Origin of the sequence: Acidovorax sp. Root217 (assembly GCF_001428645.1) — a bacterium.
In the GTDB taxonomy this organism is placed as follows: Bacteria; Pseudomonadota; Gammaproteobacteria; order Burkholderiales; family Burkholderiaceae_C; genus Acidovorax.
The window spans coordinates 782,371-799,842 of record NZ_LMIH01000012.1; the positions used below are offsets into that span (position 1 = coordinate 782,371).

General features: G+C 66.4%; 18 protein-coding genes. 11 read left to right on the top strand and 7 right to left on the bottom strand.

The genetic code is table 11. The features are described from left to right. Positions 1-6: 6 nt before the first annotated feature. From ASE31_RS13640 to ASE31_RS13650, 3 genes are all read right to left on the bottom strand, one after another. A complete protein-coding gene (locus ASE31_RS13640) occupies positions 7-1,782 on the bottom strand; it encodes a PhoH family protein (RefSeq protein ID WP_057202146.1) in 1,776 nt (591 codons plus the stop codon). A 171-nt stretch (positions 1,783-1,953) separates the two neighbouring features. After that, positions 1,954-2,439, bottom strand: coding sequence for a peroxiredoxin (locus ASE31_RS13645; protein WP_057202147.1), 486 nt, complete (start codon positions 2,437-2,439; stop codon positions 1,954-1,956). A gap of 198 nt (positions 2,440-2,637) precedes the next feature. Further along, the gene (locus tag ASE31_RS13650; RefSeq protein WP_057202148.1) at positions 2,638-3,015 is read right to left on the bottom strand and encodes an Mth938-like domain-containing protein; all 378 of its coding nucleotides are present in this window, start codon (positions 3,013-3,015) and stop codon (positions 2,638-2,640) included. Between the two features lie 143 nt (positions 3,016-3,158). Here ASE31_RS13650 and ASE31_RS13655 point away from each other — a divergent pair, with 143 nt between their 5' ends. From ASE31_RS13655 to ASE31_RS13685, 7 genes are all read left to right on the top strand, one after another. Next, positions 3,159-4,391: a pyridoxal phosphate-dependent aminotransferase gene (locus tag ASE31_RS13655; protein WP_057202149.1), complete on the top strand. Its 1,233-nt coding sequence runs from the start codon at positions 3,159-3,161 to the stop codon at positions 4,389-4,391. A 33-nt stretch (positions 4,392-4,424) separates the two neighbouring features. Beyond that, positions 4,425-5,468, top strand: a complete 1,044-nt coding sequence (locus ASE31_RS13660) for a DUF1176 domain-containing protein (protein WP_057202150.1) — start codon at positions 4,425-4,427, stop codon at positions 5,466-5,468. Positions 5,469-5,479: 11 nt separating this feature from the next. Continuing rightward, complete coding sequence (locus tag ASE31_RS13665) at positions 5,480-6,814, top strand: homoserine dehydrogenase (RefSeq protein WP_057202562.1); 1,335 nt, start codon at positions 5,480-5,482, stop codon at positions 6,812-6,814. 42 nt (positions 6,815-6,856) lie between these two features. Beyond that, a complete protein-coding gene (gene thrC, locus ASE31_RS13670; protein WP_057202151.1) occupies positions 6,857-8,287 on the top strand; it encodes a threonine synthase in 1,431 nt (476 codons plus the stop codon). Between the two features lie 139 nt (positions 8,288-8,426). Then, on the top strand, positions 8,427-8,972 hold the full coding sequence (mobB, locus tag ASE31_RS13675) for a molybdopterin-guanine dinucleotide biosynthesis protein B (RefSeq protein WP_057202152.1): 546 nt from the start codon (positions 8,427-8,429) through the stop codon (positions 8,970-8,972). Further along, entirely contained in the window at positions 8,969-10,204 is a 1,236-nt protein-coding gene (gene glp / locus ASE31_RS13680) for a gephyrin-like molybdotransferase Glp (RefSeq protein WP_057202153.1), read from the top strand. Before mobB ends, glp begins: the two co-directional genes overlap by 4 nt. Next, complete coding sequence (locus ASE31_RS13685) at positions 10,201-10,452, top strand: MoaD/ThiS family protein (RefSeq protein ID WP_057202154.1); 252 nt, start codon at positions 10,201-10,203, stop codon at positions 10,450-10,452. Before glp ends, ASE31_RS13685 begins: the two co-directional genes overlap by 4 nt. 21 nt (positions 10,453-10,473) lie before the next feature. Here the strand turns inward: ASE31_RS13685 and dapA are convergent, their stop codons facing one another. From dapA to ASE31_RS13705, 4 genes are all read right to left on the bottom strand, one after another. Then, positions 10,474-11,382 carry a 4-hydroxy-tetrahydrodipicolinate synthase gene (dapA, locus tag ASE31_RS13690; RefSeq protein WP_057202155.1) on the bottom strand — a complete coding sequence of 303 codons (909 nt, stop codon included), beginning with the start codon at positions 11,380-11,382 and terminating at the stop codon, positions 10,474-10,476. Between the two features lie 261 nt (positions 11,383-11,643). After that, positions 11,644-11,985, bottom strand: a complete 342-nt coding sequence (locus ASE31_RS13695) for a hypothetical protein (protein WP_057202156.1) — start codon at positions 11,983-11,985, stop codon at positions 11,644-11,646. A 32-nt stretch (positions 11,986-12,017) separates the two neighbouring features. After that, entirely contained in the window at positions 12,018-13,145 is a 1,128-nt protein-coding gene (locus tag ASE31_RS13700; protein ID WP_057202157.1) for an acyltransferase, read from the bottom strand. A gap of 87 nt (positions 13,146-13,232) precedes the next feature. Further along, positions 13,233-13,487 (bottom strand): hypothetical protein, encoded by a 255-nt coding sequence (locus ASE31_RS13705; RefSeq protein ID WP_057202158.1) that lies wholly within the window; start codon positions 13,485-13,487, stop codon positions 13,233-13,235. A 65-nt stretch (positions 13,488-13,552) separates the two neighbouring features. Between ASE31_RS13705 and ASE31_RS13710 the strand changes: the two genes are divergently transcribed. From ASE31_RS13710 to ASE31_RS13725, 4 genes are all read left to right on the top strand, one after another. Beyond that, the gene (locus tag ASE31_RS13710; protein WP_007849068.1) at positions 13,553-13,783 is read left to right on the top strand and encodes a hypothetical protein; all 231 of its coding nucleotides are present in this window, start codon (positions 13,553-13,555) and stop codon (positions 13,781-13,783) included. Then, positions 13,780-14,271, top strand: a complete 492-nt coding sequence (locus ASE31_RS13715; protein ID WP_057202159.1) for a molybdenum cofactor biosynthesis protein MoaE — start codon at positions 13,780-13,782, stop codon at positions 14,269-14,271. Before ASE31_RS13710 ends, ASE31_RS13715 begins: the two co-directional genes overlap by 4 nt. Positions 14,272-14,417: 146 nt before the next feature. After that, positions 14,418-17,027, top strand: coding sequence for an ATP-dependent chaperone ClpB (clpB, locus tag ASE31_RS13720; RefSeq protein WP_057202160.1), 2,610 nt, complete (start codon positions 14,418-14,420; stop codon positions 17,025-17,027). A gap of 52 nt (positions 17,028-17,079) precedes the next feature. Beyond that, positions 17,080-17,421, top strand: a complete 342-nt coding sequence (locus ASE31_RS13725; RefSeq protein ID WP_057202161.1) for a hypothetical protein — start codon at positions 17,080-17,082, stop codon at positions 17,419-17,421. Positions 17,422-17,472 lie beyond the last annotated feature (51 nt).

Below are 17,472 nucleotides of genomic sequence, written 5' to 3' on the forward strand. Positions count from 1 at the left end.
CTATTTCTAGAGCACTTCGCTGGCAAAGTCCGCCAGGCGTGAGCGCTCACCCCGCGCCAGGGTGATGTGACCGCTGTGCGGCCAGCCCTTGAAGCGGTCCACCGCATAGGTCAGGCCCGAGGAGCCTTCGGTCAGGTAGGGCGTATCGATCTGCGCCAGGTTGCCCATGCAGATGATCTTGGTGCCGGGGCCGGCACGGGTGATCAGCGTCTTCATCTGCTTGGGCGTCAGGTTCTGCGCTTCGTCGATGATCACGTACTTGTTCAGGAAGGTGCGCCCGCGCATGAAGTTCATGCTCTTGATCTTGATGCGGCTCCTGATCAGCTCATTCGTGGCGGCGCGCCCCCATTCGCCGGCATTGCCGCCATCGCCCTTGGCCAGGAATTCGAGGTTGTCGTCGAGCGCGCCCATCCAGGGCCCCATCTTCTCTTCTTCGGTGCCGGGCAGAAAGCCGATGTCCTCGCCCACGCTCACCGTGGCACGGGTCATGATGATCTCGGTGTAGCGCCGGTCGTCCAGCACCTGGGTCAGGCCTGCGGCCAGGGCCAGCAGGGTCTTGCCGGTGCCGGCCGTGCCGGTCAGGGTCACGAAGTCGATCTCGGGGTCCATGAGCAGGTTCATGGCGTAGTTCTGCTCGCGGTTGCGCGTGGTCACGCCCCACACCGCATGCTTGGCTGAGCCATAGTCCTTGAGGGTCTGCAGCACCGCCGTCTTTTCGCGGATCTCGCTCACGCGCGCGAACAGGCTGGGCTCGCCGGGGGCCTCGAAGTACGCGAACTGGTTGATCATCAGCTGCGGCACGATGGGGCCGCCGATGCGGTAGTAGGTGTGCACCCCGCTCTGCCAGCTTTCCACGTTCTTGCCGCTCTTGACCCAGAAGTCCGGCGGCAGGGCCAGTACGCCGGAGTACAGCAGGTCGCCGTCTTCCAGGGTCTTGTCGTTCTGGTAGTCCTCGGCGTTCAGGCCCAGGGCGCGCGCCTTGACGCGCATGTTGATGTCCTTGGACACCAGCACCACCTCGCGCGGCGCGTGCAGCTTGCGCAGGGCCTCCACCACCCCCAGGATCTGGTTGTCCGCCTTGCCCTGGGGCAGGCTGGTGGGCAGGCTGTAGTCCAGCGGTGCAGTCTGGAAGAACAGGTGGCCGCCGGCGGCGCGCTGGCCCGTGGAGTCGAGCTTCAGGCCGTGGGCGATGTCGGCGCCGTGCACGCCGGCCAGGGCGTCCAGGGTGCGGCTGGTCTGGCGGCCGTTGCGGGCCACTTCGGTCATGCCCTTCTTGTGGCCGTCGAGCTCTTCCAGCACGATCATCGGCAGGAAGATGTCGTGCTCTTCGAAGCGGAACAGGCTGGTCGGGTCGTGCAGCAGCACGTTGGTGTCCAGCACGAACAGCTTGGACGGGCCACTGGGGCGCGCGCGCTTGGTGCTGCCGCTGGTGCGGCTGGCTGGCGCTGCGGCGGCCGTGGGAGTGGCGGCAGTGCGTGCGGTCTTGCGACCAGGCGGGGTGCTGCGCGCGGTGGCAGGGGTGGGCGCCGGTGCGGGGGCTGCAACCGGCTCGCTGCGGCTGCGGCCTGCGGTCCGTTGTGGTTCGGTCGCCTGTGCCGTGGTGGGCACAGCCTGCAGCGCTGCGCGGGCGGCGGTCTTGCGGGCGGGCGCGCGCGGGGCGGCGGCGGATTCGACGGCTTCGGAGGCGGCAGGTTGTGGGGTGCGGCCGGGCTGGGCCGTCACGTCATAGGCTTCGGGCGAGAGCAGGGCCGCGCGTCGTGCGGGAGCGGGAGGAAGGGGCATGGTGTGCAGGGCCTCGGGCAGTAGGGTATTCAGAAAACAAAAAGCCGCCTGGAGGCCGAGGCGGCTTTTATGGGGGAGGGAAGCGTTCCAGTTTCCAGGGGCATTGAACCATTATGCCTATTCCCCGAGGCGGTTCCCCGCAGTGCAGGGAGGGCCATGGGTGGCCGGCGATCAGGCGGCCTTCTTCAGGGTCTTGATGCCCTTGACGGCCTTGAGGACTTCGTCCACGTGGCCGGGCACCTTCAGGCCGCGCCATTCCTGGACCAGCAGGCCATCGGGCCCGACCAGGAAGGTGCTGCGCTCAATGCCCTTGACCTTCTTGCCGTACATGATCTTGTTCTTGACCACGCCGAACATGTGGCACATCTTCTCTTCGGTGTCGGCGATCAGCTCGAACGGCAGTTCCAGCTTTTCCTTGAAGTCGTCGTGCGACTTCATGTTGTCGCGCGACACGCCGAACACGGCGGCGCCGGCCTTCACGAAGTCCTTGTACTTGTCGCGGAACTGCATGGCCTCCGTCGTACAGCCCGGGGTGTTGTCCTTGGGATAGAAGTACAGAACCAGAACTTGGCCAAGGTGGGAGGTGTTGGAGACCTTCAGTCCACCAGTCGCGTTGGCTTCAAATTCAGGGAGGGGTTTGTTGACAACGATCGCCATATCACTTCAATCTCTCAGGATGTAGTCGTTGATAAGCCAGGGGAGTGGGAGTGTTATTGCTTTTGGAAGGCCCCTGACCGCAACCGGAGATTTTACCCTGAAACGGACTCTTTCGCGAATCGCATTCTGTAACCAAAGTACACAGGCCGGAACCTGTTCAGTACCTTGGGTGTCTTCGCGCACCCGACGTAGGGCATTTCAGGGCGCCGATTCAAGCAGCAGCGCGGCGACCACGTTGCGCCCCTCGCCCGCCAGGATGTTGTAGGTGCGGCAGGCGGCGGCCGTGTCCATGGTCTCCAGGCCCAGGCGGCGCGCCATCAGCGGCTGCAGCCATGCAGGCGGCACAAACCGGTTGCGCTGGCCACTGCCGAAGATGATGAGCTCGGTCTCGAGCTTCGCCAATTGTGCGAAATGCTCGGCCGTGAGGTCCTCGAAGCGCGTGCATGGCCATGCCTGGCGCAAGCCGTCCGAGCCGACGATCACGCTGTGGGTGATCTTTTCGCCATCCACCCCGATCCACCCCGGGCCATACCCCGTGACGGTTTGTGCATTGGCTTTGTCCGGCTGGAATTTCATGGTGTTCGGTGGGTGCGCGCGGCGCGGGCCCCGGGGCCCGACTCGCAGGTGATCTGTGGTCAAATTATAGGTTTCGCCCAACCACTGGCCGCTTTGGCCGACCCTGGTGCGAACCGCACTTTGTCCACTGCACCTTCCTGCGCATGAAAACCGTCCAGAAATCCGCCAAGCTTGCCAACGTCTGCTACGACATCCGGGGCCCGATCATGGACGCGGCCAAGCAGATGGAGGAAGACGGCCACAAGATCATCAAGCTCAACATCGGCAACCTCGCGGTGTTCGGCTTCGATGCGCCCGAAGAGATCCAGCAGGACATGATCCGCAACCTGCCCAACTCGGCCGGTTATTCGGACAGCAAGGGCATCTTCGCGGCCCGCAAGGCCGTGATGCACGAGACGCAAAAGCAGGGCATCAAGGGCGTGGCCCTCGACGACATCTACCTGGGCAACGGCGCCAGCGAGCTGATCGTGATGGCCACCAACGCCCTGCTGGACAACGGCGACGAGCTGCTGCTTCCCTCGCCCGACTACCCGCTGTGGACGGCGGCGGCCAGCCTCTCGGGCGGCACGCCCGTGCACTACCTGTGCGAAGAGGCCAATGGCTGGATGCCCGACCTGGCCGACATCCGCGCCAAGATCACGCCGCGCACCAAGGGCATCGTGGTCATCAACCCGAACAACCCCACGGGCGCGCTGTACTCGGACGAGTTGCTGCGCGGCATCGTGGCCATCGCTCGCGAGCACGGCCTGGTGATCTTTGCCGACGAGGTCTACGACAAGGTGCTCTACGACGGCGCCACGCACACCGCCATCGGCTCGCTCAGCGAGGACGTGCTCACGCTCACCTTCAACTCGCTGTCCAAGAGCTACCGCTCCTGTGGCTACCGTGCGGGCTGGCTGGTGGTCTCGGGCGACAAGAAGCCGGCGCGCGACTACATCGAGGGCCTGAACATGCTCTCCAACATGCGCCTGTGCGCCAACGTGCCAGGGCAGTGGGCCATCCAGACCGCGCTGGGCGGCCACCAGAGCATCAACGAGCTGGTTGGCGATGGCGGGCGCCTGCGCAAGCAGCGCGACCTGGCCTACGAGCTGATCACCGCCATTCCTGGCGTCACCTGCGTCAAGCCGCGCGCCGCGCTGTACATGTTCCCGCGCCTGGACCCGGCCATCTACCCCATCCAGGACGACCAGCAGTTCTTCCTGGAGCTGCTGCAGGAAACCAAGGTCATGCTGGTGCAGGGCACGGGCTTCAACTGGGCCGCGCCCGACCACTTCCGCATCGTGTTCCTGCCCCACGAGGAGGACCTGCGCGATGCCATCGGCCGCGTGGCCCGCTTCCTGGAGCAATACCGCAAGCGCCAGCAGACCGCCGCCTGAGGCGCTCGGGCTGTTGACCGGAGATCCTTCCCCATGCGTGTCTGCCCTGCCCACCGTGACCTGGCACCCCTTGCGTGCGCGCTGGCACTGGTGTTGCCGGCAGCACAGGCGGCCGACAAGGAGCCGGTGGGCTTCACGCACAAGGACTGGGGCCTGCAGTGCGACAACACCCGAGCCTGCCGGGCCGTGGGCTACCAGGCCGAGGCCGGTGACTCGGAGCCGGTGTCCATCCGCCTGACCCGCGAGGCCGGGCCTGACGCCCCGGTGCTGGTGGACCTGCAGGTCTCGACCGAGAAGGCCACGCCGCCGTCGCTGAACCTCCAGGTGGGCAAGCTCTCGCTGTCCGGCCTTGCGGGAGAGATCCCCCGCGTTCCTGCAAGCCAGGTGGCGGCGTTGCTGCAGGAACTGCTGAAGAACGAGGAAGCCACCGTCACCGCCGGCAAGGACCGGTGGGTGCTGTCGCTCGCCGGTGCCAGCGCCGTGCTGCTGAAGATGGACGAGGCCCAGGGCCGCGTCGGCACGCCGGGCGCCCTGGTGCGGCGCGGCAACAAGGCCGAGGCATCGGTGCTGGGCCCGGTGCCTGCGCCGGTGCTCAACGCCATGCGGCCGCTGCCCGAGCGCAAGGCCGATGCCGCGCTGGCCAAGCCACTGCTCGCCGCCATCGACCGCAAGGACGTTAGCGAGCGCTGCAACGGCGATGCCCCCCAACCCGCCGACCTGCAGGTGCATCGCCTCACGGAGCGCAAGGTACTGCTGTCCATCCCCTGTGCCATGGGCGCCTACAATTTCGGTGGACTGCACTGGCTGGCCAACGACCGACCGCCCTACCAGCCGCAACTTCTCGACGCCGAAGGCGAATTCGATGCGGCAGACGGGTCGATCCGCTCCTCCATGAAGGGACGCGGCATCGGCGACTGCTGGTCCATGCAGGAATGGCATTTCGACGGCCGCGGCTTCGTGCTCACCGGCGAATCGGGCGACAGCCTGTGCCGCGGCTTTGCTGGCGGCGCCTGGCAATTGCCCGCCCGAACTTCCAAGGTGGTTCTGCCCACCAACCCCGTTTCCAGGAAACCCTGATTTTTATGACCATGAAACCCATCCAAGTAGGCCTGCTGGGCATCGGCACCGTCGGCAGCGGCGTGTTCAACGTGCTGCAGCGCAACCAGGAAGAAATCCGCCGCCGCGCGGGCCGCGGTATCGAGATCACCATGGTGGCCGATCTTGACGTGGAGCGTGCCCGGGCCGCAGTGGGTGCTGACATCCAGGTCGTCAACGACGCCCGCGCCATCATCGCCAACCCCGACATCGACATCGTCATCGAGCTCATCGGCGGCTACGGCATCGCACGTGCGCTGGTGCTCGAAGCCATCGCCGCCGGCAAGCATGTGGTCACCGCCAACAAGGCGCTCCTGGCCGTGCACGGCACCGAGATCTTCGCGGCCGCCTCGGCCAAGGGCGTGATGGTGGCCTTCGAGGCCGCCGTGGCCGGTGGCATCCCCATCATCAAGGCGCTGCGCGAAGGCCTCACGGCCAACCGCATCCAGTGGATCGCCGGCATCATCAACGGCACCACCAACTTCATCCTGTCCGAGATGCGCAGCAAGGGCCTCGATTTCGACGTGGTGCTCAAGGAAGCGCAGCGCCTGGGCTATGCCGAGGCCGACCCCACGTTCGACATCGAAGGCGTGGACGCCGCGCACAAGGTCACGCTGATGAGCGCCATCGCCTTCGGCATCCCGGTGCAGTTCGACAAGGCCTACGTCGAAGGCATCACCAAGCTCGGCGCGGCCGACATCAAGTACGCCGAGCAACTGGGCTACCGCATCAAGCTGCTGGGTATCACCAAGCGCGCGGACAAGGGGATCGAGCTGCGCGTGCACCCGAGCCTGGTGCCCTCCAAGCGCCTGATCGCCAACGTCGAAGGCGCCATGAACGCCGTGGTGGTGCAGGGCGATGCCGTGGGCACCACGCTGTACTACGGCAAGGGCGCGGGCAGCGAGCCCACCGCCAGCGCCGTGATTGCCGACCTGGTGGACATCGCCCGCCTGCACACGGCCGACCCCGAGCACCGCGTGCCGCACCTGGCCTTCCAGGCCAACACGCTGACCGATGCCATGGGCACGCTGCCGCTGCTGCCCATGAGCGAAGTGGTCACCAGCTACTACCTGCGCCTGCGCGTGGCCGACCAGGCCGGCGTGCTGGCCAAGGTCACCGGCCTGCTGGCCGAGGCCGGCATCAGCATCGATGCCATGCTGCAGCGCGAAGCCGACGAAGTGGGTGGAGAAGGCTCCACCCAGACCGACCTCATCATCCTCACGCACGACACGCGCGAAGGCACCATGGACACCGTGCTGGCCCAGATGCAGGCCCTGCCCACCGTGCTGGCCCCGATCACGCGCATCCGCAAGGAAGAACTCAACTGACGCAGCCGGCACCTGCGTTGTGAACGCAGACGGGACACCACCATGAAATACCTCAGCACCCGCGGCCATGCAGACCGCAAGCAGTTCTGCGACATCCTGCTCGAAGGCCTGGCCCCCGATGGCGGCCTGTACCTGCCCGAGCACTACCCGCAGGTCGACGACGCCATGCTCACGCGCCTGCGCAAGGCCTACCACGAGCAGGGCTACGCCGAGCTGGCCTTCCAGATCCTGTCGCTGTACATCGACGACATCCCGGCCGCCGACCTGAAGGCGCTGTGCGAGAAGACGTACACGGCCGAGGTCTTCGGCACCGGCGAGATCGTGCCCCTGCGCCACCTGGAAAACAGCCTGTGGCTCGAAGCCCTGTCCAACGGCCCCACGCTGGCCTTCAAGGACATGGCCATGCAGCTCTTGGGCAACCTGTTCGAGTACGAGCTCAACCGCCGCGGCGAGGAGCTCAACATCCTGGGCGCCACCAGCGGCGACACCGGCAGCGCGGCCGAGTACGCCATGCGCGGCAAGAAGGGCGTGCGCGTCTTCATGACCAGCCCGCACGGCCGCATGAGTGCCTTCCAGCAGGCGCAGATGTTCAGCCTGCAGGACGAGAACATCCACAACATCGCCATCGAAGGCGTGTTCGACGACTGCCAGGACATCGTCAAGGCCGTGAGCAACGACCTGCCCTTCAAACGCAAGTACAAGATCGGCACCGTCAACTCCATCAACTGGGCGCGCCTGCTGGCGCAGGTGGTCTACTACTTTGCCGGCTACGTGCAGGCCACCGAGCGCAACGACCAGCAGGTCAGCTTCACGGTGCCCAGCGGCAACTTCGGCAACATCTGCGCGGGCCATGTGGCGCGCTCCATGGGCCTGCCGATCGCCAAGCTGGTGCTGGCCACCAACGAGAACGACGTGCTCGACGAGTTCTTCCGCACCGGTGTGTACCGCGTGCGCAGCAGCGCCGACACGCATGAAACGTCCAGCCCTTCGATGGACATCAGCAAGGCCAGCAATTTCGAGCGCTTCGTGTTCGACCTGCTGGGCCGCGACGGCGCACGCACCAAGGCCCTGTTCGGCGATGCGCTGGCCAAGGAGGGGAAATTCGACCTGAGCGCCGACCCGCTCTTTGCCGAGGCGGCCACCCGCTACGGCTTCGAGAGCGGCAAGAGCACCCATGCCGACCGCCTGGCCACCATCAGGGGCAACTTCCAGCGCCATGGCGTGACCATCGACACCCACACCGCCGACGGCGTGAAGGTGGCGCTGGAACACCACAGCGACCCGGCCGTGCCCATGATCGTGCTGGAGACGGCCCTGCCCATCAAGTTCGCCGAGACCATCGTCGAGGCCCTGGGTCATTCGCCCGAGCGACCTGCGAAGTTCGCCGGCATTGAGGACCTGCCCAAGCGCGTGCAGGTGATGCCTGCCGACGTGCGCCTGGTGCAGGCCTACATCGAGCGCCACTGCCAGTGAGGAGGTGCCGCCTGCCCAGCCGCGCCACGGCGCGCCGGACAGGGGTTGCCATTCGGGGCGCCCAGGGTGGCGCCCCTTTCGCTCTTTTGACGGAGCTTGGGTGGTCCATGGGTGCCATGGCCTTGTGCAGGAGCATGGGATGAAGGTTGTAGGTTTTGCAGGGTTCTCCGGCAGCGGCAAGACCACGCTGGTCGAGCAGCTCATTCCCGAGATGCGGCTGCGCGGCCTGCGGGTCTCGGTGGTCAAGCACGCACACCACAGTTTCGACATCGATCACGTGGGCAAGGACACCTGGCGCCACCGCGAGGCCGGTGCCTTCGAGGTGGTGGCCGCCTCCGACCGGCGCCTGGCGCTGGTGCGCGAGTTCGAGCGGCCTGCCGAACTCACCGTGCACCACCTGCTCGCCGAGCTGTACCAGGGCGTGGACTGGGTGCTGGTGGAGGGCTTCAAGGACAGCGACCTGCTCAAGGTCGAGGTCTGGCGCGCCCCCGAGGCCGGCCAGGCCCCCAAGCCCGTGCGTTACGCCGAAGACGACTTCGTGGCGGCGGTGGCCACCGATGCGCCGGGGCATTTGCCTGTGCCCACCGGCCTGCCCCTGCTCGACCTGAACGACCCTGCGCAGGTGGTGGACTGGCTGCTGCAGTATGCCGAGCGCTTCGAATACGACTGGGACCTGCACCAATGAGACCTCTCACCGCTTTCAAGCCCCTCAAGTCCCTGGCCGACGCACTGGCCGAGCTGCTGGCGCGTGCCACCCCGCTGGCAGGCACCGATACGGTCACCACCTTCGAGGCGGACGGCCGCGTGCTGGCCCAGGACGCCGTCTCGTCCCTGCAGGTGCCGCCGAGCGACAACAGTTCCATGGACGGCTACGCCGTGCGCCGCGCCGACGTGGCGACTGCAGGCACGGTGTTGCCCGTGTCGCAACGTATCGCCGCCGGCAGTGCGGGGGCGCCTTTGCAGCCGGGCACGGCCGCGCGCATCTTCACGGGGGCTCCGATTCCCGACGGCGCCGATGCGGTGCTGATGCAGGAGGACTGCGAAGCCCTGGACGACGGTAAGGTGCGGATCAATGCCGTGCCGACTGCCGGCCAGTGGATACGCCGTGCTGGCGAGGACATCACCCGCGGCGCGGTGGTGCTGTCTGCCGGCATGCGCCTGACCCCGGCGGAACTGGGCCTGGCGGCGAGCATCGGCCTGCACCAGCTGCAGGTGGGGCGCCGCCCGCGCGTGGCGCTGTTCTCCACCGGCGACGAACTGGTCATGCCGGGGGACGTGCCGCCCGAGCAGATGCGCCCGGGTGCCATCTACAACAGCAACCGCTTCTTCCTGCGCGCCATGCTGCTGCGCCTGGGTTGCGAGGTAACGGACCTGGGCATCGTGCCCGACCGGCGCGATGCGACCATCGAGGCCCTGCAGCGTGCGAGCGAAGCCCATGACCTGATCCTCACCAGCGGCGGCGTGTCGGTGGGTGAAGAGGACCACATCAAGCCCGCCGTGGAATCGCTCGGAACACTGGACCTCTGGCAGATCGCCATGAAGCCGGGCAAGCCCTTTGCCTATGGGCGGATCGGCAGCGCCCATTTCATGGGGCTGCCTGGCAACCCGGTATCGAGCTTCCTGACCTTTGCACTGCTGGTGCGGCCCTTCCTTTTGCGCCTGCAGGGCGTGCAGGCCGTGGCCCCGCGCGCGCTGCCGGCCACGGCGCATTTCGCCTGGCCCCGGGCCGACAAGCGCCGCGAGTTCCTGCGCGTGCGGCACAACGCGGCGGGGGGCCTCGATCTGTTTGCCAACCAGAGCTCGGGCGTGCTCACCTCCGCCGCCTGGGGTGATGGCGTGGTAGACAACCCTGCCGGCCAGACCATTGCGCCGGGCGATACGGTGCAGTTCATTGCCTTTGCGGAGCTGCTGGGATGAAGATCACGGTGCGCTACTTCGCCTCCATCCGCGAGGCCATCGGCCAGGGCAGCGAAGCGGTGGACACCGCTGCGGCGACCCTGGGCGAACTGCGCGACGAGCTGATCGCGCGCGGCGGCGCCCACGCCGCGAGCCTGGCCCGGGGCCGGGCCGTGCGCATGGCGCTGGAGCAGGTGATGAGCGGCGAGACCGCCGCCCTGCACGAGGGCGCCGAGGTGGCGTTCTTCCCCCCGGTCACGGGAGGCTGAACCGGTCTGCCGCGCACGCTCCTAGAGGGCGCGCAGGCGTTGCACCAGGTCTTGCGAGGCCACCATCATGGGTGCGCGCAGTTCATTGCGCATCTCTCCTGCATGCGCGAGCATGGCCTTGAGCGGGGCAGGGTTGGGTTCGGCAAAGCAAGCCTCGATCCAGGGTTGCAGGGCCTGCCATGTGCGGCGGGCCTGGGGTAGATCGCCCCCGCGCAGCAAGCCCACGAGTTCCACAAACTGCGGTGTCTGCCAGTGCGCGCAGGCAGAGATGGCGCCCGCGCCGCCCAGCGCCAGCGTATTGAAGATTTGCGCGTCTTCACCCGTCAGCACCTGGAGGCGGCCATCCGCGATCAGGGCTTGCGTCTTGGCCGTGCTGCCGCCGCAGTCCTTGATGGCCTGGATGCGTGGGTGTGCCGCCAGTGCCAGCAGCGTCTCGGGGGTGAGTGTGGCGCCCGTGCGGTACGGAATGTCGTAGATGACCACGGGCACCGTGCTGGCGTCGGCGATGGCGCGGAACCAGTGCAGCAGACCGTCCTGTGACGGGCGGATGTAATGCGGCGCGGACACCAGCAGGCCCGCCAGCGGGTAGCACGCCAGGGCCTGCACCTGGTCCAGTACCTGGCCCTGGTGGTAGCCCGAGACTCCCATCACTACGGGCAGATCGCGGGCGGCTTCGAGCGTGGTTTCCAGCACCTGCAACTGCTCGGCCTTGTCCATGGCGGCGGCCTCCCCGGTGGAGCCGCAGGCGACGAAGCCCGAGACGCCGTCGGCACGCAGCCGGGCTGTCAGGGCGGCGAGGGCAGGGTAGTCCACCGCGCCGTCCTTGAACGGCGTGACCAGGGCGATCCATAGACCGCTGAAGACGGGGCTGGTGGGGTGGTTGGCAGCAGCAGCAGGTACAGCCGCAGTGGCAATCGTCAGGGGGGACATGCGAAAACATCCTTTCAGGGTTCGACCAAGGGAAGAACCGCCAGGCTGCGCGCGCGGAATACCGGGAGAGAAAGGGGGAAAGGGAAAAGGGAGCTGTCTTTCTGCCAGGGGTTCCGTCGCTCATCCGGACGGAACCACAGCTCCGGTCAGATGAGCTCTGGTTTTTTGGCTTTGACCACGCAATGCCCTGCCACCGCGGGTGCGGTAGGAAGGGCCAGGGTGCAGTGGGTGGTCATGGCGAGCAGTATAGCGGGGAGCGCGTCAGCCCTGCTCGGGCGCCGGCTCCACAGGGGCGATCAGTTCGGGGCACTGCCATACCAGCAACTCGGCCAGGCGCGTCACGATCCAGGTGGCCTCGGACACGGAGACGCCGGACTCGGCGGTGCACAGCCCGGCATGGATGCGCCGCAGGATCTCGGTTTCGGAAGGCGCCTGCACGTGGTAGAGCGTCTGCGCATGCTCCACCAGGTGCCCGGCCAGGTCTTCGCACAGCTCGTAGCGCGTTCGCACCACGCTTGCCGGCTCGCGCAGGCGCTGGCGGGCATCGCTGTACACGGCCATGAAGGACGGGGGAACGTGGATCTGGTTGTCGTCGTCGTGCATGGCGCAGGCAGGTCGAAATGGCAATGGAAGGGTCAGGCCGCGGCGCTGTCCGGCACGCTGCTGCGGTCCTTGCTGCGAAAGCGCTTGCCGTAGTCGATCATGGGCTGTTCCACGGTGTAGTACAGCGCAGTGGCCAGCAGCAAGGTGGCAATGACGACGGTGAGGTGGGCGCCTGCGCCCGACCATTGCAGGTTGGCATAGACCACGACCATCACCTTGGCATGGACGAGGTACAGCGAATACGAAATCTTGCCGATGTAGCGCACCAGCATGTCCTTTATGGGCGGCAGCTTGAGGAACAGGATGAACACGCAGGCCAGGCCCACGGCGGCCAGCGGCTGCGGCGCCAACCCCACCACGACCTGCCACTGCGACCACAGCAAGATCAGCAGCAGCGCCACCGGCCACAGGATGCTGCTGGGGATGCGCCTGAGCACCGCCTCATACCGATAGATCACCGTGCCCATCACGAAGAAGTACAGGTAGCCCACGATGTTGGACTTGATCAGCACATGCTGCAGCAGGGGCGTGAACTCCACCCCGGCGTTGCGCGCCTGGGCCAGGTACAGGAAGTCGAGCGCACCGGTGTTGGTCGTCTTGATCCAGGCGATGGACAGCAGGGTGGACAGGACCAGCACGCCCAGCCAGAAATGCCGCCAGCGCACGCGGTGCGCCACCAGGGCCAGCACCACCACGATGGCATACCAGAAGAGCTCTACCGTGAGCGTCCAGCCCACGTGCACGCGGTCGAAGAACAGGCTGCTGCGCACGGACAGCTGCTGCAGGTTGAGCAGGTTGAGCAGGAAATGCGGGTAGTCGTTGACCACCAGCTGCCGGAACCCGGGGACCAGCGCCATCTCGACCAGCACGATGCCCACCAGGGCCACCCAGTACACCGGGAAGATGCGAAAGAACCGTGCCTTGGCATAGTCGCCCAGGCTGTTGCGCTCGGCGCTCTGGATGATGAGGTAGCCCGATATCAGGAAGAACAGCTGCACGCCGATGCCGCCGCCATCGGGGCCGAACAGCGGCACCGGGATGCCGGCGTAGACCGAGAAGTGGTGCAGCGCCACCGAGAGGATGGCGCAGGCGCGCAGGACGTCGATGTTGTTGTCGTGTTCTACCGATTGCAGGCGCTGCGTGATGTCTGAAAATTTCATGCTGGAGTGAAATGCCCTTGCGAGGACGGTGTATGGGGCGGCCGGTCCGGCGGCACCGCACGCATTATTGGCGACTTGGCCGGGCCGTCAGTCGGGCGTGAACAGCCGCTCGAACTTCGTTCGGTCCGCATCCAGCTCGAAGGTCACCACCTGGCCCATCTTCATGTCCGACAGCCGGCAGGCGGCGAACAGCGTCGACTGGCCTGCCAGGTCCATGCTGTCCAGGTCCACCAGGGCATAGGGGTAGGGCACGAACACCTCATGCGCGAAGATATCCTTGCTGCGGTTGCGCGGCGACGGGTAGAGCTTGTATTTTTCGGTGGTGATGGTTTGTGTGGCCATGTCAGGTAGGGGTACAGTTCTCTGGATCCTACAGACAATCATTTCCTTCAGAAAAAAACAGATCCATGGCAAAACCCAAGAGTGAATGGCCCACGAAGGTACTGGCGTTGATCCAATCCGGCAACCACCCTGCGGCCATCGCGCAGGTGAAAGTGGCCCCGACGGTGACCGATGTCACGCGTTTGCAGGCCCTGGTGGCCAAGCTGCCACGCACCCCCGCGCTCGTGCAACTGGAAAAAGTGCTGGAAGAGGAGCGCGCCCTGCTGGCCGCCCCCCGCCTGCACCGCTCTCCATGACTACCCGCCCGGCAGGCAGTGTCTCCATCCAGACGGCGGACTTCGACCTGTCCGCCGAAGTCGCCGCGCTGCGCCGCGAAGACCGCCGCGTGGGCGCGGTGTGCGCCTTCGTGGGCACGGTGCGCGACCGCAACGATGGCGACGACGTGGCCTCCCTGGAGCTGGAGCACTACCCGGGCATGACCGAAAAGTCCATTGCCGCGATGGTCGAGGCCGCCTTCGGGCGCTTCGAGCTCTTTGGCGTGCGCGTTATCCACCGCGTGGGGCTGCTGCAGCCGCTCGACCAGATCGTGCTGGTGGCGGTCACCAGCGCCCACCGGGGCCAGAGTTTCGAGGCCTGCGAGTTCCTGATGGACTACCTCAAGACCCAGGCGCCGTTCTGGAAGAAGGAAGTCACGCCTGCGGGCGCGCGCTGGGTCGATGCGCGCGTGAGCGACGACGCGGCGCTGGCCCGCTGGGGCATTGCACCGGCCCACGGTGACATGTAAATATTGGTAATTTTGTGCGCCGCGCCGCCAAAGCAGGCGCACAAGGTGGGACTGACGCCGTTTGATGGCCCTGAGCCAGGCTCGGGATGCTTGAAAAGGGTGCCGAAAGTCCCCATGTGTGACGCAATTCGGAAGGACATTCACCCATGCGTCTCGACAAGTTCACCACCAAGTTCCAGGAAGCCCTGAGCGACGCCCAGACCCTTGCGCTGGGCAATGACAACGCCTACATCGAGCCCGTGCACATGCTCGTGGCCATGCTGCGCCAGGAAGACGGGCCGCGCGCGCTGCTGCAGCGCGCCGGTGCCAATGTGCAGGGCCTGCTGGCTGCTGCGGAAAGCGCCGTCAAGCGCCTGCCGGCCGTGCACGGCCAGGAGCAGGTGCAGGGCGGGCCCGAATTGGGCCGTGTGCTGCAGGCCACCGAGAAGGAGGCCATCAAGCGTGGTGACCAGTTCATCGCCAGCGAGCTGTTCCTGCTCGCGCTGATCGACAGCAAGGGCGAGGCCGCCACCATTGCCAAGGACAACGGCCTCACGCGCAAGAGCCTGGAGGCGGCCATTGAAGCCGTGCGCGGCGGCCAGAAGATGGACAGCGCCGATGCCGAAGGCCAGCGCGGCGCGCTGGCCAAATACTGCATGGACCTCACCGAGCGCGCCCGCATGGGCAAGCTCGACCCCGTGATCGGCCGCGACGACGAGATCCGCCGTGCTATCCAGGTGCTGCAGCGGCGCACCAAGAACAACCCCGTGCTCATCGGCGAGCCCGGTGTGGGCAAGACCGCCATCGTGGAAGGCCTGGCCCAGCGCATCGTGGCCGGCGAGGTGCCCGAGTCGCTCAAGGGCAAGCGCGTGCTCAGCCTGGACATGGCGGCCCTCTTGGCCGGTGCCAAGTACCGTGGTGAGTTCGAGGAACGCCTGAAGGCCGTGCTCAACGAGCTGGCCAAGGACGAGGGCCAGACCATTGTCTTCATCGACGAGTTGCACACCATGGTGGGCGCCGGCAAGGGCGAGGGGGCCATGGACGCGGGCAACATGCTCAAGCCGGCCCTGGCGCGCGGCGAGCTGCACTGCGTGGGTGCCACCACGCTCGACGAATACCGCAAGTACATCGAGAAGGATGCTGCGCTGGAGCGCCGCTTCCAGAAAATCCTCGTGGGCGAGCCCACCGTGGAGGCGACCATTGCCATCCTGCGCGGCCTGCAGGAGAAGTACGAGGTGCACCATGGCGTGGACATCACCGACCCGGCCATCGTGGCCGCAGCGGAGCTGTCGCACCGCTACATCACCGACCGCTTCCTGCCCGACAAGGCCATCGACCTGATCGACGAGGCGGCCTCCAAGATCAAAATCGAGATGGACTCCAAGCCCGAGGTCATGGACAAGCTCGACCGCCGGCTGATCCAGCTGCAGATCGAGCGCGAGGCGGTGCGCCGCGAAAAGGACGAGTCCTCGGTCAAGCGCTTCGGCCTGATCGAAGAAGAGATCGTGCGCCTGCAAAAGGAGATCGCCGACTACGACGAGATCTGGCAGGCCGAAAAGGCCCAGGCCCAGGGCAGTGCGCACGTGCGTGAAGCCATCGACAAGCTCAAGTTCCAGATCGAGGAGTTCACCCGCAAGGGCGACTTCAACAAGGTGGCCGAGCTGCAATACGGCAAACTGCCCGACCTGGAGCGCCAGCTCAAGGAAGCCCAGGCCAAGGAAGACGGCAAGGACGGCGTGGCGAGCGCGCCGCGCCTGTTGCGCACGCAGGTGGGTGCCGAGGAGATTGCCGAGGTCGTGAGCCGCGCCACGGGCATCCCGGTGGCCAAGATGATGCAGGGCGAGAAGGACAAGCTGTTGCAGATGGAGGGCAAACTGCACGAGCGCGTGGTGGGCCAGGAAGAGGCCATCACCGCCGTGGCCAACGCCATCCGCCGCTCGCGCTCGGGCCTGTCCGACCCCAACCGCCCCACGGGCTCCTTCCTGTTCCTGGGCCCCACGGGCGTGGGCAAGACCGAGCTGTGCAAGGCGCTGGCAGGCTTTCTGTTCGATAGCGAGGACCACCTGATCCGCATCGACATGAGCGAGTTCATGGAAAAGCACTCGGTGGCCCGCCTGATCGGTGCGCCCCCGGGCTACGTGGGCTACGAGGAGGGCGGCTACCTGACCGAAGCCGTGCGCCGCAAGCCCTACAGCGTGCTGCTGCTCGACGAGGTGGAGAAGGCCCACCCCGACGTGTTCAACGTGCTGCTGCAGGTGCTCGACGATGGCCGCCTGACCGATGGCCAGGGCCGCACCGTGGACTTCAAGAACACCGTGATCGTGATGACCAGCAACATCGGCTCGCACCTGATCCAGGCCATGGTGGGGCAGGACGCCGAGGACATCAAGGAAGCGGTGTGGGGGGAACTCAAGAACCATTTCCGACCCGAATTCCTGAACCGGATCGATGAGACGGTGGTGTTCCATGCGCTGGATGCGAAGAACATCGAGGCGATTGCACGCATCCAGCTGCAACTGCTCGAAGCGCGCCTGGCCAAGATGGACTTGCACTTGCAGATCTCGGCCCCGGCGCTCGAAGAACTGGCCAAGGTGGGGTTCGATCCGGTGTTCGGTGCCCGTCCGCTCAAGAGGGCCATCCAGCAGCGCATCGAGAATCCCCTGTCGAAGCTGCTGCTGGAAGGCCGTTTCCCGCCCAAGAGCGTGATCCCGGTGACGGTGGACCCGGTGCTGGACCCGGGGGTCTTCCAGTTCGGAGGTGCGTCCGAGCCTGCTTGATCGGGGAAAGGGCGGCCATGGGAGGCCGCCCTGTTGAAAGGAAAGGTGTCGTTTGAACAATCTTGTTTCGGCTCTGGTACGCTTTACCGTGCGTGCCCTGGTGCTGGCCATGGGGCTGGTGGTGTTCCTGAGCCTGCTGGCTGCAGCGCTGGTGCTGGGTTTGGCGTGGGCAACGCGCGCGACCTGGGCACGGCTCACGGGCCGGCCCATGACCCCTTGGGTCATGCGGGTCGACCCGCGCACGGGATTCAGCGCTGCCATGCGCTCCAGGGCGCAATGGGGGGCTGCGCGCCCGCCCGATGGGGCCGCGGAGTCGGCAGCGCCATCGCGGCGCGGCGGGGTGCTGCCCAGCGCCGTGGAGGTGACCGATGTGGAGCCGCGCGAGCTGCGCTGAGCGTGAGGCCATGGGTCACTGAAGGGGCTCGAGGCGGCCTTCGGCATGCCC